General features: G+C 69.5%; 15 protein-coding genes. 8 read left to right on the forward strand and 7 right to left on the reverse strand.

Annotation, left to right across the window (positions count from 1 at the left end):
* The first annotated feature begins 7 nt into the window (after window positions 1-7).
* Window positions 8-724, forward strand: a complete 717-nt coding sequence (locus CPCC7001_RS04500; RefSeq protein WP_006910917.1) for a VIT family protein — start codon at window positions 8-10, stop codon at window positions 722-724.
* Between the two features lie 166 nt (window positions 725-890).
* On the opposite strand, the gene CPCC7001_RS15000 is transcribed toward CPCC7001_RS04500, so the two are convergent.
* The 4 genes from CPCC7001_RS15000 to psbA form a co-directional block, all read right to left on the reverse strand.
* A complete protein-coding gene (locus CPCC7001_RS15000) occupies window positions 891-1,925 on the reverse strand; it encodes a hypothetical protein (protein WP_156796677.1) in 1,035 nt (344 codons plus the stop codon).
* 284 nt (window positions 1,926-2,209) lie between these two features.
* Window positions 2,210-3,499: an FAD/NAD(P)-binding oxidoreductase gene (locus CPCC7001_RS04505; RefSeq protein WP_006910723.1), complete on the reverse strand. Its 1,290-nt coding sequence runs from the start codon at window positions 3,497-3,499 to the stop codon at window positions 2,210-2,212.
* On the reverse strand, window positions 3,492-4,142 hold the full coding sequence (locus CPCC7001_RS04510; RefSeq protein ID WP_071778267.1) for a DUF3365 domain-containing protein: 651 nt from the start codon (window positions 4,140-4,142) through the stop codon (window positions 3,492-3,494). The genes CPCC7001_RS04505 and CPCC7001_RS04510 overlap by 8 nt, the downstream gene beginning before the upstream one ends.
* 96 nt (window positions 4,143-4,238) lie before the next feature.
* Window positions 4,239-5,318: a photosystem II q(b) protein gene (psbA, locus tag CPCC7001_RS04515; protein ID WP_006910002.1), complete on the reverse strand. Its 1,080-nt coding sequence runs from the start codon at window positions 5,316-5,318 to the stop codon at window positions 4,239-4,241.
* A gap of 115 nt (window positions 5,319-5,433) precedes the next feature.
* On the opposite strand from psbA, the gene CPCC7001_RS13975 reads away from it, so the two are divergent.
* Both CPCC7001_RS13975 and CPCC7001_RS04525 read left to right on the forward strand, forming a co-directional pair.
* Entirely contained in the window at window positions 5,434-5,997 is a 564-nt protein-coding gene (locus CPCC7001_RS13975) for a hypothetical protein (protein ID WP_006909616.1), read from the forward strand.
* Between the two features lie 35 nt (window positions 5,998-6,032).
* Window positions 6,033-6,992, forward strand: a complete 960-nt coding sequence (locus CPCC7001_RS04525) for an EamA family transporter (RefSeq protein WP_043368605.1) — start codon at window positions 6,033-6,035, stop codon at window positions 6,990-6,992.
* Here CPCC7001_RS04525 and CPCC7001_RS04530 read toward each other — a convergent pair.
* Both CPCC7001_RS04530 and CPCC7001_RS04535 read right to left on the reverse strand, forming a co-directional pair.
* Complete coding sequence (locus tag CPCC7001_RS04530; RefSeq protein WP_006911648.1) at window positions 6,930-8,342, reverse strand: cytochrome P450; 1,413 nt, start codon at window positions 8,340-8,342, stop codon at window positions 6,930-6,932. The two genes, CPCC7001_RS04525 and CPCC7001_RS04530, sit on opposite strands and share 63 nt — an antisense overlap.
* 2 nt (window positions 8,343-8,344) lie before the next feature.
* Complete coding sequence (locus CPCC7001_RS04535) at window positions 8,345-8,536, reverse strand: hypothetical protein (protein ID WP_006909429.1); 192 nt, start codon at window positions 8,534-8,536, stop codon at window positions 8,345-8,347.
* A 130-nt stretch (window positions 8,537-8,666) separates the two neighbouring features.
* Here CPCC7001_RS04535 and CPCC7001_RS04540 point away from each other — a divergent pair, with 130 nt between their 5' ends.
* A complete protein-coding gene (locus tag CPCC7001_RS04540) occupies window positions 8,667-9,242 on the forward strand; it encodes a hypothetical protein (RefSeq protein WP_006909131.1) in 576 nt (191 codons plus the stop codon).
* 4 nt (window positions 9,243-9,246) lie between these two features.
* On the opposite strand, the gene CPCC7001_RS04545 is transcribed toward CPCC7001_RS04540, so the two are convergent.
* Window positions 9,247-10,374 carry a TrkA family potassium uptake protein gene (locus CPCC7001_RS04545; protein ID WP_006909702.1) on the reverse strand — a complete coding sequence of 376 codons (1,128 nt, stop codon included), beginning with the start codon at window positions 10,372-10,374 and terminating at the stop codon, window positions 9,247-9,249.
* A gap of 168 nt (window positions 10,375-10,542) precedes the next feature.
* Here CPCC7001_RS04545 and CPCC7001_RS04550 point away from each other — a divergent pair, with 168 nt between their 5' ends.
* From CPCC7001_RS04550 to bchL, 4 genes are all read left to right on the forward strand, one after another.
* The gene (locus CPCC7001_RS04550; RefSeq protein WP_225867171.1) at window positions 10,543-12,618 is read left to right on the forward strand and encodes a transglutaminase family protein; all 2,076 of its coding nucleotides are present in this window, start codon (window positions 10,543-10,545) and stop codon (window positions 12,616-12,618) included.
* 109 nt (window positions 12,619-12,727) lie between these two features.
* Complete coding sequence (locus tag CPCC7001_RS04555) at window positions 12,728-14,062, forward strand: ferredoxin:protochlorophyllide reductase (ATP-dependent) subunit N (protein WP_083782577.1); 1,335 nt, start codon at window positions 12,728-12,730, stop codon at window positions 14,060-14,062.
* Entirely contained in the window at window positions 14,062-15,708 is a 1,647-nt protein-coding gene (locus CPCC7001_RS04560) for a ferredoxin:protochlorophyllide reductase (ATP-dependent) subunit B (RefSeq protein WP_006911396.1), read from the forward strand. Before CPCC7001_RS04555 ends, CPCC7001_RS04560 begins: the two co-directional genes overlap by 1 nt.
* Before the next feature lie 99 nt (window positions 15,709-15,807).
* Entirely contained in the window at window positions 15,808-16,692 is an 885-nt protein-coding gene (bchL, locus tag CPCC7001_RS04565; protein WP_006910747.1) for a ferredoxin:protochlorophyllide reductase (ATP-dependent) iron-sulfur ATP-binding protein, read from the forward strand.
* Window positions 16,693-16,701: the final 9 nt, after the last annotated feature.

The following is a 16,701-nucleotide window of genomic DNA, read 5'->3' on the forward strand; positions in this document are numbered from 1 at the left end:
CAGCGGCATGGCGCAACAGCATCCCCGGGCCCGGCGCCACCACAGCGAACACCACCGCACCGACCGCGTGGGCTGGATGCGGGCCATGGTGCTCGGGGCCAACGACGGCACCATCTCCGTGGCCAGCCTGGTGGTGGGCATCGCCGCCGCCGGCGCCGGCCGCAGCGAGATCCTGCTCTCCGGAGTGGCGGCCACGGTGGCGGGCGCCCTGTCGATGGCCGCAGGCGAGTACGTGTCGGTGCAGTCGCAGGCCGACACGGAGCAGGCCGACCTGGCCCGCGAGCGAATGGAACTCCACACCGATCCGGCCGGGGAGCTGATCGAGCTCACCGACATCTACGTGGAGCGGGGTCTGGAGCGGGAGCTGGCCGCCCAAGTGGCGCTGCAGCTGATGCGGCACGACCCGCTGGCCGCCCATGCCCGCGACGAACTCGGACTCACCGAACACCTGCGGGCCAGGCCTGTTCAGGCGGCCCTCTCCTCTGCTGCCAGCTTCATCCTCGGCTCCCTGGTGCCAATCCTGGCGATCCTGCTGGCACCCGCGGGGCGGATCGCCGCCGCCACCACGCTCACGGCCCTGCTGGTGCTGGCGGGGCTGGGGGCCCTGGCCGCCTGGGCCGGCGGCGCCTCCCTGCGCCAGGGGGCGCTGCGGATGCTGGTGTGGGGCGCCCTGGCCATGGGGCTCACTGCCGCGGTGGGAAAGCTGTTCGGCACCACGGTGTGATCCAAGGGGTGATCCAAGGGTGTGATCCGGGAGGCCTTTCCATGCGGCCCATGGCGCATGGGACAACGGGAGCCTGGATTCTCGGTTCAACCCCGTTCTGCCCATGATCAACGCTCCCGGGGCGGCTTTGGCTGGAGCCATACCCTGCGGACTTCGCCGCGACATCTCAGCCTGAACCGTCTTCCATGGAGTCTGAGCCTTCCATGGGGCTCGATGGGGTCGATTCACGAAGAATCCCGTTCACGATGGGTCTGAGTACCTCAACCATCGAGGCCATGACAACCTCTGCAGAGAGCTCATCCACGACCGGAAACTCCTGGTCACAATAGTCAGGCCCAAAACGCTCGCCCATGTAGGCATTCTCCTGAAGAAGAAATTCCTTGCAGGAAGCGAGCTCCTTGGAAGTAAGCAAGAATTTTTGCCCGTTATTCAATAAGCTCATGATTCTGTAGTGCGACTCATTCAGCCTCCCTTCAAGAATGGCAGGATATCTTTGATTGATCAGATTCTGCATCCGCACTGCAAGATTACCTTTTGACTGATTGGCTTCTACAATCGAATAGCGATGAAGGGCTTTCACACCAACTTGGTCGAACAAGAATCCGACAGGGCCACGCCTGTGGGAGCAGGCCTTGGAAAAGGGATGAATGGTGATCGCCTCGCCAAACACAGCAAGCAGCCGCTCAAGAGTTTGACGTTGACTGGTTATCCATGCGGTATTGTTGAAATCGAAAGATCTCCCTGCCTTGATCATTTGCTGCAGGGCCGAACAGTGAAATGAATAGGGAGATCGCACCAATGCGATCGCTGACAACCGATGCCCCTTACTGGTGAGCGCATCAGAGAATCTCCGGAGGGCTGTCGCGCTTAGCGATGAAATGTCTTCACCCGGTAAAAGCACATCGCCCGGACCATCCAGCGCCGCATCAAGAACGTTCAAATAATTGACATTAACCCGATCTAGATCCTGGATCTTCCATTTGATGTTCATATGATAGGAAGCTGGATCGTCCGAAAACGCGGAGTACAATGGAATCGAGTGATTACGAATAGCGACGTCAGGCTTTTCGATGCATGCAAACAGGGGGTAGTTGAGTCCTTTCCTCAGCAGGCGCTTTCGATTCTTCTTGCAGGTTCGCTGAAAGGAGCTTGAGGCAGTTTTATGAAGGCCTACATGCAAGTACACGGTCTTGACCTGCATCGTATTCAATGAATCGCCCCGGTAAAACGTGCGGCAGGCAAAATGCCATACACCGATGACCGATGTTAACTCATTCTACGAAACCACGATCAACCCAATCACTGTCATGGATGACCTGGGTTTGGTCTTGGGTTGACCTCTTCCCATTCGAAGCATGCTGTAGATGACGAGCAGGCCGTCTATCTGGAGGCCGTCACCGCAAGGACGATCAGCATGGCAAAGCGATCTCCCATCCCTGGGCCATCCCACGCTGCCGGGCCAAGCCCCGATTCAGGCCGTGGAACTCAGTGCCTCGGCTTGTTCTGCCAGCGCATCAGCCCCAGCCGCCGGGCGATGCCCTCGAAGGGCTTGAGGTAGGCGGCTTCATGGGGCTGGCCGGTGAGCATCCGGTTCCAGTAGATCCAGGGGAAGCCGAAGCGCTCCAGCAGCCAGGTGAACCAGCGCTCCTTCACCGGGTTCACCAGAAAGCTGCTCACCGGCTGCTGGCGGTAGTCGAACTCCAGCAGCATCACCGAGTGGTCGCTGGTGATCAGGGGGCAGGCGCTGTAGCCGTCGTAGCCGGGCTGTGGGGCGCGGCCCTCGAGCACGGCCAGCACATTGGCCGCCACCACCGGAGCCTGCAGGCGCACCGCCGCCGCCGTCTTGGCGGTGGGGAAGGAGCCCACATCGCCGATGGCGAACACATGGGGGTAGCGAGGGTGCTGGCCCGTGCGGGGATCCACCTCCACCCAGCCCTCCTCGGGGTTCACGGCCAGGGGGCTGCGGGCCACCACCTCCGGCGCTGCCATCGGTGGCACCACATGCAGCAGATCGAAGCCGATCACCTCCTCGCGCTCCGGCTGCCCGGGCTCCGCCACCCGGAAGGTGGCCATGCGCTCGGCCCCGTTCACCGCCACCAGCTCGTGGTGGTAGCGCACCTCTTCACCGCGCTCGGCGGCGATGGCCACCATCCGCTCGCTGTAGGCCGCCACGGGGAACAGGGCCGGTTGGGCGGTGCAGAAGAGCAGCCGGGAGCGCACGCCCACCCCACTGCGCGCCTTGAACCGCTGATCGGCCAGGTGCATGATCTTCTGGGGAGCCCCGCCGCATTTGATCGGCGTGGCGGGGTGGGTGAAGACCGCCGTGCCGCCCTGGAAGGTCTCCAGGCAGTGGCGGGTGTAACTGGCCAGCGGGCGGCTGTAGATGCTGGTCACGCCATGGCGGCCGAGGCAGGCGTCCAGGCCGCGCACCGCCGACCAGTTCAGCTGGAGGCCCAGGGCCACCACCAGCACGTCGTAGCCCAGGCGCCGGCCATCGGCGAGCTCCACGGCGTCATGGTCGGGATCGAACGCCGCCACGGCGCCATGGATCCAGCGCACCCCGGGGGGCATCACGGCGGCTTCCTGCCGCCGGGTGCTGGCGAGATCCACGAAGCCGCCGGCCACCAGCACCCAGCCCGACTGATAGTCGTGGAAGGGCGACGGTTCGATCACCGCCACCTCGAGGTCGGGGCGCAGCCGCCGCAGCCAGCTGGCCAGGGTGATGCCGCCGGTGCCGCCGCCGGCGATCAGCACCCGGGCATGGAGCTCAGCCACCGGTGGCGGCCTCCAGCGCCTGGGCCACCTCCGGAATGAACACGGCGTACATGCCGCGCAGGTCGCCCGGCTTGAAGTCGAAGGCCCGGTCCTGGGAATAGCGCTCCTTCACGAAGGCCGGCCGGCTGTCCTTGCTGCCGTGGCAGGCCAGGCAGCTGGGCTGCACATCGATGCGGCGGTAGTAGCTCACGCCGGCGGGCTGGCCTGCAGCGGCGGGCTGCCACAGACCCTGGATCTGGGGATGGCGGGAGAACAGATCGATCACCTCCCGCTCCTGGGCGTTGGCGGGGGCGTGGTCGGGGTTGCGGTACTTGGTGGCCACCTGGCGGACGCTCCAGCCGTTCTCCTGGCCGATGGCGGCGGCGCGGCGGCCCACGGGCATGCACACCTCCTTCATGGTGGCCATGGTGGGCTCCTCGGTGCTGCCCTCGAGCGTGGCGGCCAGGCCGATGCGCAGCCGGTCGAGCTGCTCCATCTGGTCCACCGCCTTGGCGAGCACTTCAGGATTCACCGGGGCCTCCGGCGGCGCCGCCAGGGCGGCACAGGGAGCCACACCGATCAGGAAGGCTCCGAGCAGCATGAGGGCGGCGGAGGTGGCCATCAGGGGCCCCAGCCGCCGGATGTTGGAGAGCACAGGGTTCATGGTGAGGTCAGCGAGTGGCGGTTGGGAAAAGGGAGAAAGGCCCGGACGGATCCGGGCCCGGGAGCGACCTTCGGCTCGGTGGGGGTCAAAGTCCCACTAACCGATCGCCGGTGCCGTCAGGGGCACGGCAGCTGTTTCCACCAGGGCCAGATCCAGCGGAAAGTTGTGCACGTTGCGCTCGTGCATCGCCTCGATGCCCAGACCGGCCCGGTTGAGCACATCGGCCCAGGTCTCCACCACCCGGCCCTGGTTGTCGAGGATCGAGTGGTTGAAGTTGAGGCCGTTGAGGTTGAAGGAGAAGCTGGCCACCGCCAGGGCGGCGAACCAGATGCCCACCACCGGCCAGGCGGCCAGGAAGAAGTGCAGGCTGCGGCTGTTGTTGAAGGAGGCGTACTGGAAGATGAGCCGGCCGAAATAGCCATGGGCGGCCACGATGTTGTAGGTCTCCTCCTCCTGGCCGAACTTGTAGCCCCGGTTCTGGCTCTCGGTTTCGGTGGTCTCCCGCACCAGGGAGCTGGTGACCAGCGATCCGTGCATGGCGGAGAACAGGGCCCCGCCGAAGACGCCGGCCACGCCGAGCATGTGGAACGGATGCATCAGCACGTTGTGCTCGGCCTGCAGCACCAGCATGAAGTTGAAGGTGCCGGAGATGCCCAGCGGCATGGCATCGGAGAACGAGCCCTGGCCGATGGCGTACACCAGCAGCACGGCGGTGGCCGCCGCCACGGGGGCCGAGTAGGCCACGGCGATCCAGGGACGCATGCCGAGCCGGTAGCTCAGCTCCCATTCCCGGCCCATCCAGCAGAAGATGCCGATCAGGAAATGGAACACGATCAGCTGGTAGGGGCCGCCGTTGTACAGCCACTCCTCGAGGCTTGTGGCCTCCCAGATGGGATAGAAGTGCAGGCCGATGGCGTTGGTGGTGGGCACCACCGCCGCGGTGATGATGTTGTTGCCGCTCAGCAGCGAGCCGGCCACGGGTTCACGGATGCCGTCGATGTCGACGGGGGGCGCGGCGATGAAGGCAATCACGAAGCAGATCGCCGCCGCCAGCAGTGTGGGGATCATCAGCACGCCGAACCAGCCGATGTAGAGGCGGTTGTCGGTGCTGGTGATCCAGTCCTTGAAGGCTGTCCAGGGTTGGCGCCGCGGGGACGCCAGACGGGTTGTGGTCATCGGATTCCCAGGAACGTGGATCGGGGAGGCCCGGCCCGGCCGCACGGGAGACGCGGGACGAGGACCCTCCGTGCATAACGCTAGCGTTTTAGGCGCCTATCACGGAACAGCCCATATGCGCATTCGTGCTCAACTTCTGCGACGCCTCTGGGCCCTGGCCCTGGGCGGCCTTCTCCTGCTGGGCCCGGCCCTGCCCGCCGGCGCTGTCGGGCCCTCCACCGCAGGGCCCTCCACGCCCGGTCCCACCGTGGCGTTACCCCGCAGCTGGAGGGTGCGCGACCAGAACGGACGGAGCTGGGGGCTGACCCTGCTGCCGGTGGGGGACGCCACGGACCCGGACTCCACTGCTCCCCGGCAGTGGCGCCTGCGCCTCACCGCCCGATCCGCGGGGCTCAGGCCCGACCACCAGGCACCCCTGGTGCTCGCCGATGGGCAGGAGCAGACGTGGAGCCTGGCCAACAGCAGCGGTGAGCTGGTGCCCGAGGCCACCCAACCCTGGCCCGCCGGCGCCGCCCAGTTCAGGGGTGAACTCCTGCAGCCGGCACCGCGGGACGGCTGGCCGCTGGAACTGCGCATCCCGCTGGATCCGGGGGATGGGCCGCCCCTGGATCCCGCCCGGGTGACTCTGGGGCCGGAACCGGCGGCCGTGCTCCAGCAGCTCAGCCGCAGCACGCCCTGACACCGATCCGTTGGCGTTGGTTCAATGGCCCTGGTTTGCGGATCGCCGCCATCGCCGGACCCAGCTCCTGGGTGCTGCTCGCCCTGGGCACCGCCGCCGGTGAAACCGTGCGCGACCTGGCTCTGCGGGCGGTGCTGCGCCACTCGGGCTGGAGCACCCTGAGGGTGATCGGCACCAGCAGCGCGCTGGCGGCCCTGCTTCTCGTGCTGCCCGTGCTGCTGGCGGGCGGCCCGCCGGTGCAGTGGCAGGCCTTCGTGGCGGCCCTGCTGCTGGGGGGGAGCCTCAATGCCCTGGCCTTCTGGGGCTACGGCCGTGCCCTGGCCCTCGAAGATCTCAGCCTGGTGCTGCCCCTGATCAACCTCTCGCCACTGGTGTTGCTGCTGGCGGGCTGGTGGGTGCTCGGGGAGCAGCCCAGCCCCACGGCTGCGCTGGGGGTTGGGCTGCTGGTGCTGGGGGCCCTGCTGCTCGGGCGGGCCGGGCAGCGTCCCGCTGGCATCGGCCTGCACCGGCTGTGGACCAGCGCCGGCTGCCGCTGGATGCTGCTGGTGGCCCTGCTGTGGGGGATCGGCGCCAGCGTCGACAAGCTCGGTGTGCGGGCCGGGGGCAGCCTGCTCTGGGTGATGGCGCTGCAAGCCACGATCGGCGGCACGCTGCTGGGCCTCTCCCTGCCGCTCGCCGCCGGGGCGGCGCCACCGGCCAGGTCTTCGGCCTCGTCTTCGGCCTGGAGAGCGGCCGAGACCCCGGGCTGGCCTGGGGCCCTGAGCCTGGGGCTCCTGCTGGCCGGCTTCGCCGGCGCGGTCGGCACCGTGTGGCAGATGCAGGCGATCAGCCAGACGGCAGTGGTGCACGTGATTGCCCTCAAGCGGCTCAGCACCCTGCTGGGCAGCGGCGCGGGGGTGCTGGCCCTGGGCGAACCCGAAGGGCGGCGGCGACTAGTGGCCGCCGCCCTGATGCTGGCCGGCGCCGCCACCGTGCTCTGGGGTGCCCTCGGCTGAGCGCCTGCGCGCCCGCACCAGCAGACCATCGCGGGGCATGGGGCTGGGGATCACCGCGAGGCCGAGGTCCTGGTTAGGCAGCAAGTCGAGCTCCACATCGCGCAGCAGCCCGATGGTGAGCAGGCGGATCTCCAGTTCAGCCAGGGCCTTGCCCAGGCACACCCGTTCGCCGCCGCCGAAGGGCCAGAGGGGGGAGGTCCAGCTGCCATCGCAGTGGCGCTCGGGCCTGAACGCCTCCGGCGCGCTCTCCTGGCCGCAGGCTCCGTAACGGTTGGAAGACGCCAGCGCCACCTGGATCACCCGGCCGGCCGGCACCGCCACCCCATCCAGCACGAGCGGCTGGCGGGTGCGGCGGAAGAATCCACCCACCGGGGGCACCAGCCGCATCACCTCCCGCACCACTGCATCGAGCCTCACGTCGAGCCGCGGAGCGCCCACGGCCCTGGTGCCGCTGCCGCCGTCCGGGGGCCAGGGGAGCGTGTCGATCTCCTCCAGCAGCCAGACCCGCGGGGCCGGGTGCTGCAGCAGCGCCAGCATCAGACAACTCAACGAGGACGCGGTGGTTTCGTAGCCCGCGAACAGCAGCAACAGCAGCTGTTCCACCAGATCGGGATCGCTGAGGGGCACACCGGCCTCATCCACGCCTCCCGCCAGAAGATCCAGGCCGCCGCTGACGGAGCAGCCAGGTTCCCGGGCCCTGCGCAGCACCTGCTCCAGACGCCCGAGCAGGCGCTCCCGTGCCGCCAGCGCCCTGGCGAAGGGGCTGGAGGGAAGGGCCACGGGGAAGGAGAACAGCCCCCGGGTCCAGATCTCGAAATCCTGGAAGAGGGCCTCGCGATCGTCCCCCTCCAGCCCGAGCACCACGCCGGCGATCACCGCAAAAGCGAAGCGCCGCAGCCGGGCCGCCAGGGGCACCGGGCCGCCCGACACCAGCAGCTCATCACGCAGGTCATCCACCTGGGCCTTGATCGCCGGGGTGTAGCGCTGCAGGGCGGCCGCGGAGAAGAGCTGGCCCACCACCCGGCGGCGAGCCCGATGATCGTGACCGTTGCGGTTGGCGAGGGAGCGCGGGCCCAGCAGCTGCTTCACGCTGGCGGGCCACCAGCCCTCCAGGGCTTCCGGCTGGGCCAAGAGATCCTCCAGGGCGCGCGAGCCGCGGATGAACACCAGCGGCTGGCCGAGCAGCACGGTCTCGAACACGTTGCCGAACCGATCGAAGCGACGCTCGGCGAAGCCGGGATCGCGGAAGAACGCCAGGGCTTCGAGCACGCCGCTGAGGGCGCCGGTGCGGGGCAGCGGCCGCGGGGCGGAAGCCGGCCACTGAGCAAGCGGCTTGAGGCCGTCGGGCACGGTCAGTGACCCGGCACCCGGGGCTGGAGGCCCATCAGCTGGCCCACCAGGTCTTCGCTCATGGACGCCTGCAGCTGCCAGGCCTGCAGCAGACTTTTGGCCACGGCGCGCAGGTCGTCGATGTCGTCGCAGGAATCGATGGCCCGGGCATGGGCCTCGATGGCGAACTGGCGGCTGAGGGAGAGGGAATCCAAGGTGGAACGTCGCGTGTCTTTACAACACGTTACAAAGATCGGCCAGGTCTGGGGGTGCGGATCTCCGCCTGGGGCAAGGCACACCACGGCGGAAGGAGCCACAGTGGTGCCAGCGGCAGGCGGATGGGCCATGGGCATGCGCGCACGGGTGGGACGGTGGTTGCGGCGGATCGGCGAACGGCTCGACCCGGTGGGTGCCGCTGCCAGGGCCGAGCACGGGGTCACCGTTCTGCCCCCCGGCAATCCCAAGCTGCCGGCCATGGACAGCCTGGATGAGGCTCCGGCGGCCGGCCTGGACTCCACCCCCTCGGTGCCCTGGCAGGGGGTGCGGGAACGGGCCCTGAGCAAGAGCCTGCTCACCCTGCGCTCGGAGGCGGTGTACAGCCTCGGCGCCCTGCACGCCGCCCATCTGGCCGCAGCGGCCGTGTTCGATGACCGGCGCCTGGCCGTGGCCCTGGCCCAGCGCAGCGGCGAGGCCGTGGACGACGAGGTGCTCACCAAGCTGGCCGAGGCGGCCTCGATCTGGCATCGCGACAGCGCCTCTCTCGGCATCGCCCTGACGGCGATCGGCACCGCCCAGGTGCCGGATCTCACCCTCGCCGAGGCCCTGCAGGTGGACGAGGAGGAGGAGGCCGCCCTCGAGGCGATGGTGGAGGGCTACCAGATCGAGCTGCAGCGGCAGATCCTTGAGGAGGCCGAGAGCTGAGCGCTCAGCCGGTCATGTGGTCCACGCTGCTCAGCGCCGCTCCCAGCAGGGTGGTGACACCCTCCAGCTGCTGCTTGCTGCCCATCACCACCAGCATCTGCCCCGGGGCCAGGCGATGCTCGCTGCCGGGATTGGCGATCAGGGTCTGCTGTTCGCGCACGTAGCTGGCACCGCGGTACTGGCGCATCGCCTCAGTGGCCAGCGGAGCGGGCTGCACCGCCAGCACCAGGGCTCCGGTGCGGCGGCCCAGCTGCAGTTCCCCCAGGCTCATGCCCAGCAGCGGCCCCAGGGCCTGGGGGTCGCTGCTCAGCCGGAACTCCTCCACCTCGCAGTCACTGCCGGCCAGCAGATCCATGAAGGTCACCGCCAGGGGGCGCAGGGCAGTGGCGGCCATCATGCGGCCACCGCTCACGTAGGGGCTCACCACCTGGTCGGCGCCGGCGAGGCGCAGCTTGCGTTCCGCCTCGTCGCTGTCGGAGCGGGCGATCAGCCGGCAGTTGGGGGCCAGGCCACGGGCGCTGAGCACCACGTAGAGGTTGGCGGCATTGCTGGGCAGGGCCGCCACCAGGGAGCGGCAATGGTGGATACCGGCCTCCAGCAGGGTTTCATCGAGGGTGGCATCGGCCACCAGCACCGGCAGGCCCCGGTCCTCCGCCGCGTCGCGGCGCTCCTGGTCCATCTCCACCACCAGCAGCGGCACCCGCTCCCGGGTGAGCTGCTCGGCGATTTCACGGCCGATGCGGCCGTAGCCGCAGAGAATGACATGGTTCTGCATGGTCTTGAGCCAGCGGCGGAAGCGGCGCTCGCGCAGGCGCCGGAAATAGCCCGATTCGGACAGCCCCAGCACCCCCTGGATGCTGATCTGCACCACCACGACGCCACCGAGGATCAGCAGCGCCGTGACCACCCGGCCTGAGGGGGAGAGGGGCTGCACCTCCCCGTAGCCGATCGTGCTGATCGTGATCGCCACCATCCAGTAGCAGTCGGCCCAGCTCCAGCCCTCGGTGAGGCGGTAGCCGATGGCGGCCAGGTTCACGAGCAGCACCAGGGCCAGCGGCGCCCGCCAGGGCCGGCGGATGCGCGTGGAGGGGGGGCGGCGACGGCGCCAGGGCCGCCAGCTGGAGCTGGCCATGGGGATCCGGATCCGCAGTCCCCGATCGCTGCGCCATTAAACCAAGCTCCTTGCCGGCCCGCATCCCTGGGCAGAACAATGGAGCGGGCATCGGCTGGAGTGGGCGTCGGCCTTCGCTTCAACCGAACCTTCTCCCCTCGTCCCCTCCCCGCAGCCACGATGCCCTGGATGGATGAAGCCGCACAGCGTGCGGAGGCGCGGCTGCAGGCGGCGGGAGTGCAGCTCACCCTGGGGGGTGAACCCACCCTGGTGCCCGACGACCCCGAGGGGCTGGAGTGGTCGGTGGCGGCCGATGGCCCCACCAAGCTGCCGATGGCCCGGGCCCTGGCCCGGGCGATCCAGCAGCGCACCTGGCCCGGCAGCACCCTCCTCTATTGCAGCGGCAAGCGCTACGAGGGCGAGGTGAACCCCCGCTGGGCCCTGCGGCTGATCACCGGCCGGGAGGCCAGGCCGATTGCCCCCTGGCCGCGGGCGGCCGAGGCCGGGGATCCCCTCGATGCCGCTGCCGCCGAGGACTGGCTGGCCCGCCTGGGCGAACGGCTGGGCACGGCCCTGCACCCCCTGCGCTTCGAGGACGCCCAGAATCCGGATGCGGCGGTCTGGGCCGTGCCCCTCACCTGCGAGCTGGGGGAATGGCGCAGCGGCCGCTGGGATCTGGCCCCCGAGGAGCGCCGTCTCACCAAAGCCCCCGGTCCGGCCGGGCTGCGCCTGCCCCTGGAGCACTTCCCCGACGACCTGCCCTGCCAGCTGCTCACCCTGGAGATCGGCGGCGGCTTCGGTGCCGCCGGCTGGGACCTGTTCCTGCCTCCCCTGGAACGGGAGCCCACCGAAACCCTGCTGCGCGCCATCAGCGCCCTGGCCAGCTGCCCCCGCGGCGGCACGCCCCTGTGTCAGCCCGATCTGAGCGGACTGCTGCCGGTGGATGCGGCCGAGGGCTGGGAGGTGCTGGGCCTCACCGCCGATCCGGGCGTGCTGGAGGTGAATCTGCCGGTGTGCGACAGCTGGAGCGCCTACCGCGACTGGATGGTGCTGCTGGAGGAGGCCGCGGCGGCCGTGGGGATGCGCAGCTGGAAGCGGAACCCCGCGGGAGCCGAGGAGGGCACCGGGGGGGGCAACCACCTGCTCTGGGGCAGCCGCAGCCTCGAGGACCATCCCTTCTTCCCCAGGCCCGCCTGGCTGGTGGGGATCCTGCGCTATTTCCAGCACCATCCGAGCCTGGCCTATCTGTTCAGCGGCTCCAGCGTGGGGCCGGCCTCCCAGGCGCCACGGCCCGATGAGGCCCTGGGCGATCTGTTCGATCTGGAGCTGGCCTACCGCGTGCTGGAGGCCAGCGAGGGGGAGCAGCGTGAGCTGATCGGCGAAACGCTGCGCCACCTCCATGCCGATCGCTCCGGCAACAACCACCGCAGCGAGATCAGCCTCGACAAGTTCTGGAACCCCGGAGCGCCGGCGGGCTGCCTGGGGCTGATCGAATTCCGGGCGATCGAGTCCCTGCCCCGGACCGATTGGATGGCTGCCATTGCCCTCCTGTGGAGCCACATGGCCGCCCTGTTGCTCGATCCGGAGCGGCGCCCCCGCCGGTTGAAGCCCTGGGGGCTGGCTCTGCACGATCGGATGCTGCTGCCCAGCCAGCTCTGGGCCGACCTGGAAACGATCCTGGCGGAGCTGGCCGCCGCCGGCCTGCCCCTGGATCCCGAGCCCTACCGGGCCGTGTGGGACTGGCGCTTCCCCCCCCTGCTGCACTGGCAGCCCCAGGCCGGACCGGGGCGGCTGGAGCTGCGGCCAGCCCTCGAGCCCTGGCCCCTGATCAGCGACACGCCGCGGGAAGGGGGGTTCACCAGCCGCTTCGTCGACAGTTCCCTGCGCCGCTTCGAGGTGATCACCGACCCGGCCCTGCGCCGCAGCTGCCGGCTGCTGCTGAACGGCCGGCCGCTGCCGCTGCACGACAGCGAGCCCCTGGCGGTGCGCTACCGGGCCAGCCGCCTCTACCCCTGCTTCCACCCCGCCATCGATCCCCACATGCCCCTGGTGCTCCAACTGCTGCCGGTGCAGGCCGGGGGCGCTGCGGGTGCAGCGGCCGGGAGCGGCGACTCCTGCCTGCCCCTGGCCCAGTGGCGGCTCGAGACCGACGCCAGGACCTTCACCCCGGAGCCCCCCACGGCGGTGCCCCTTCCCCTGGCCGCCCCCTGGCAGAGCCAGCCCGCCCGGCCCTGCAGCGTGGACCTGCGGCTCAGCGAACCCTGACCCCGCCCTATGACAAAGCCCACCGATCAGGCCCATTTCGAGGCCTGAGCACTGCCAAGGGCACCGTTCTCCCCTAGCAGTGGTGAGTAACGCTGCAGCGGAGCTGCGCATGGGTGGATCGACTTCGGTGGCTTCGGCCACCGCGTCAGAGGTGCGGCAGGAGGCGCGCGAGGAGAGCCGGGAGGCAGCGCTGCCTCTGCGCAAGGAGAGCGGCCAGCGCGAGGTGTTCTGCGGCCTCACCTCGATCGTGTGGCTGCACCGGCGCATGCCCGACGCCTTCTTCCTGGTGGTGGGCTCGCGCACCTGCGCGCACCTGATCCAGAGCGCCGCCGGGGTGATGATCTTCGCCGAACCGCGCTTCGGCACCGCGATCCTGGGGGAGAGGGATCTGGCCGGGCTGGCCGATGCCAACGAGGAGCTCGACCGCCTGGTGGCCGACCTGCTGGCGCGCCGCCCCGAGATCCGCACCCTGTTCCTGGTGGGCTCCTGTCCCAGCGAGGTGATCAAGCTCGATCTGGCCAAGGCGGCCGAGCGTCTCAACACCCGCCTGGCGGGCCAGGTGCGGGTGCTCAACTACAGCGGCAGCGGCATCGAGACCACCTTCACCCAGGGCGAGGACCAGGCCCTGCTGGCGATGGTGCCGTTGATGCCGGGCGCGCCGCGGGAGTCAGCCGATGCCCCGGCTTCGGAGCTGCTGATCGTGGGCACCCTGGCCGATGCGGTGGAGGATCGCCTGGTGAGCCTGTTCGGCCGCATGGGCATCGAGCGGGTGCGCAGCCTGCCGCCCCGCAGCTCCCGCGACCTGCCGGCCGTGGGGCCCGGCACCCGGCTGCTGCTGGCCCAGCCGTTCCTCTCGGCGACGGCCCGGGCCCTGATGGCCCGCGGCGCCCGGCTGATCGCCGCCCCCTACCCCCTCGGGGTGGAGGGAAGCGCCGCCTGGATGCGCGCCGCCGCTGAGGCGTTCGCCATTCCACAGGCCCAGAGCGCCGCGGTGCTCGAGCCCCTGATCGAGCGCGGCCGGCGGGCCGTGGAGCCCCACCGCCGGATCCTGGAGGGCAAGCGCCTGTTCCTCCTGCCCGATTCCCAGCTCGAGCTCTCCCTGGCCCGCTTCCTGCAGCGTGAATGCGGCATGGAGCTGGTGGAGGTGGGCACCCCCTACCTCGACCGTGCTCTGCTGGCCGAGGAGATGGCCCTGCTGCCCCCCGGCACCCAGCTGAACGAAGGCCAGCACGTGGACAACCAGCTCGATCGGGTGCGGGCCGCCCGGCCGGATCTGGTGGTGTGCGGCCTGGGGCTGGCCAATCCGCTCGAAGCCGAAGGGATCGCCACCAAGTGGTCGATCGAGCTGGTGTTCAGCCCGATCCACGGCTGCGACCAGGCCGGCGATCTGGCCGAACTGTTCTCCCGACCCCTGCGTCGCCGCAATCTGCTGCGCTTCTCCTGATGGAACTCACCCTCTGGACCTACGAAGGCCCGCCCCATGTGGGGGCCCTGCGGATCGCCGCCTCGATGCAGGGTGTGCACTACGTGCTGCACGCTCCCCAGGGCGACACCTACGCCGATCTGCTGTTCACCATGATCGAGCGGCGCGACCGGCGGCCGCCCGTCACCTACACCACCTTCCAGGCCCGGGATCTGGGCGGCGACACGGCGGAGCTGGTGAAGCGCACGATCAGCGAGGCCGTGGAGCGGTTCCAGCCCGAGGCGCTGCTGGTGGGTGAGAGCTGCACCGCCGAGCTGATCCAGGACCAGCCCGGCGCCCTGGCGGCCGGCATGGACCTGGGCGGCATCCCGATGGTGAGCCTGGACCTGCCCGCCTATTCCAAGAAGGAGAACTGGGGGGCGGCCGAAACCTTCTATCAACTGGTGCGCCAGCTCCTCAAAGACCAGCTGCCCGCCCCGGGCACACCGGCACCCTCGCCCACGCGCTGGCGGGAGGAAGGGCGGAGGCCCCGGGTCAACCTGCTGGGGCCCAGTCTGCTGGGCTTCCGCTGCCGCGACGACGTGCGCGAGGTGAGCCGGCTGCTGGGCGCCGAGGGCATCGACGTGAGCGTGGTGGCGCCCCTCGAGGCCCGCCCGGGCGAACTGCTCCGCATCCCGACGGCCGACGCCAACGTGTGCCTCTACCCCGAGGTGGCCGGGCCGGTGTGCAGCTGGCTGGAGCGGCGCTTCGGCCAGCCCGTGGTGCGCACGGTGCCGATCGGCGTGGGCGCCACCCGGGCCTTCCTGGCCGAGCTGCGCCAGGTGCTGGGCATGGATGAACCCGTGGATACGGGCGAACAGGCCGGCACACAGCCGCTGCAGGGCGGGCACGAGCTCCGCAGCCGCCTGCCCTGGTATTCCCGATCGGTGGACTCCACCTACCTCACCGGCAAGCGGGTGTTCATCTTCGCCGACGCCACCCACGCCATCGCCGCCGCCCGGGTGGCCAGCCAGGAGCTGGGTTTCCAGGTGGTGGGCCTGGGCAGCTACAGCCGCGAGCTGGCCCGCGAGGTGCGGGCCGCCGCGCGGGAGCTGGGCCTCGAGGCCCTGATCACCGACGACTACCTCCAGGTGGAGCGGGCCATGGCCGAGGCCATGCCCGAGCTGGTGCTCGGCACCCAGATGGAACGCCACAGCGCCAAACGGCTGGGCATCCCCTGCGCCGTGATCAGCGCGCCGCTGCACGTGCAGGACGTGCCGGCCCGCCATGCCCCCCAGATGGGCTGGGAGGGTGCCAACGAGCTCTTCGACAGCTGGGTGCACCCGCTGATGATGGGCCTGGAGGAACACCTGATCGGCATGTTCCGCCACGACTTCGAATTCGTGGAGGGCCACCGCAGCCACCTGGGCGGCAGCCCGCCTGGAGGCAGCGCGCCGGTGGGAAGCCAGCCGGCCGAGGTGGCCGACTCACCCCAGGAGGAGCCAGCGGCGCCGGGCTCGACCACGGGTCCCAGCTGGGATCCGAGCGGCGAGGCGGAGCTGGCGAAGATTCCTTTCTTCGTGCGGGGCAAGGTGCGGCGCAACACCGAGACCTACGCCCGTGAGCATGGCCTCGCCCGGATCGACAGCGAGGCCCTCTACGCCGCCAAGGCCCACTTCTCGGCCTGAGGCCGACGCCGCCCTGCCGGCCTCAGCCATTCCCTGCCACAGCTCTCTCCCCTCTTCTTCCCTTTCCTTTCTTCCACCCCTTCCAGGACACCCCCTCCCATGACCACCACCCTGCGCCGCCCCGACGGAGAAGGCAGCCTCCAGGTCCACCAGGATCCGAGTGTCGGCATCGAGACCGGCGCCCTCGTGATCGCCGTCTACGGCAAGGGGGGCATCGGCAAATCCACCACCTCCTCCAATCTCTCGGCCGCCTTCTCCAAGCTGGGCAAGCGGGTGCTGCAGATCGGCTGTGACCCCAAGCACGATTCCACCTTCACGCTCACCAAGCGGATGGTGCCCACCGTGATCGACATCCTCGAGGAGGTGGACTTCCACAGCGAGGAACTGCGGCCGGAAGACTTCGTGTTCGAGGGCTTCAACGGGGTGCAGTGCGTGGAATCGGGCGGTCCGCCGGCCGGCACGGGCTGCGGCGGCTACGTGACCGGCCAGACGGTGAAGCTGCTCAAGGAGCACCACCTGCTGGAGGACACCGACGTGGTGATCTTCGATGTGCTGGGCGATGTGGTGTGTGGCGGCTTCGCGGCGCCGCTGCAGCACGCCCACTACTGCCTGATCGTGACGGCGAACGACTTCGACTCGATCTTCGCCATGAACCGGATCATCGCCGCCATCCAGGCGAAGGCGAAGAACTACAAGGTGCGGCTCGGTGGCGTGGTGGCCAACCGCAGCAAGGACACCGACCAGATCGACCGCTTCAACGACCGGGTGGGGATGCGCACCATGGCCCACTTCCCCGACCTCGACGCCATCCGCCGCTCGCGGCTGAAGAAGTGCACCATCTTCGAGATGGAGGCCAGCCCGGAAGTGGAAGCCGTGCAGCAGGAATACCTGCGGCTGGCCCAGGCCATGCTGGAGAACGTGCGGCCCCTGGAGGCCGAATCGCTCAAGGATCGCGAGATCTTCGATCTGCTCGGCTTCGACTGAGGCCTTCGG

The sequence above is a fragment of the Cyanobium sp. PCC 7001 genome (assembly GCF_000155635.1).
Classification (GTDB): Bacteria; Cyanobacteriota; Cyanobacteriia; order PCC-6307; family Cyanobiaceae; genus NIES-981.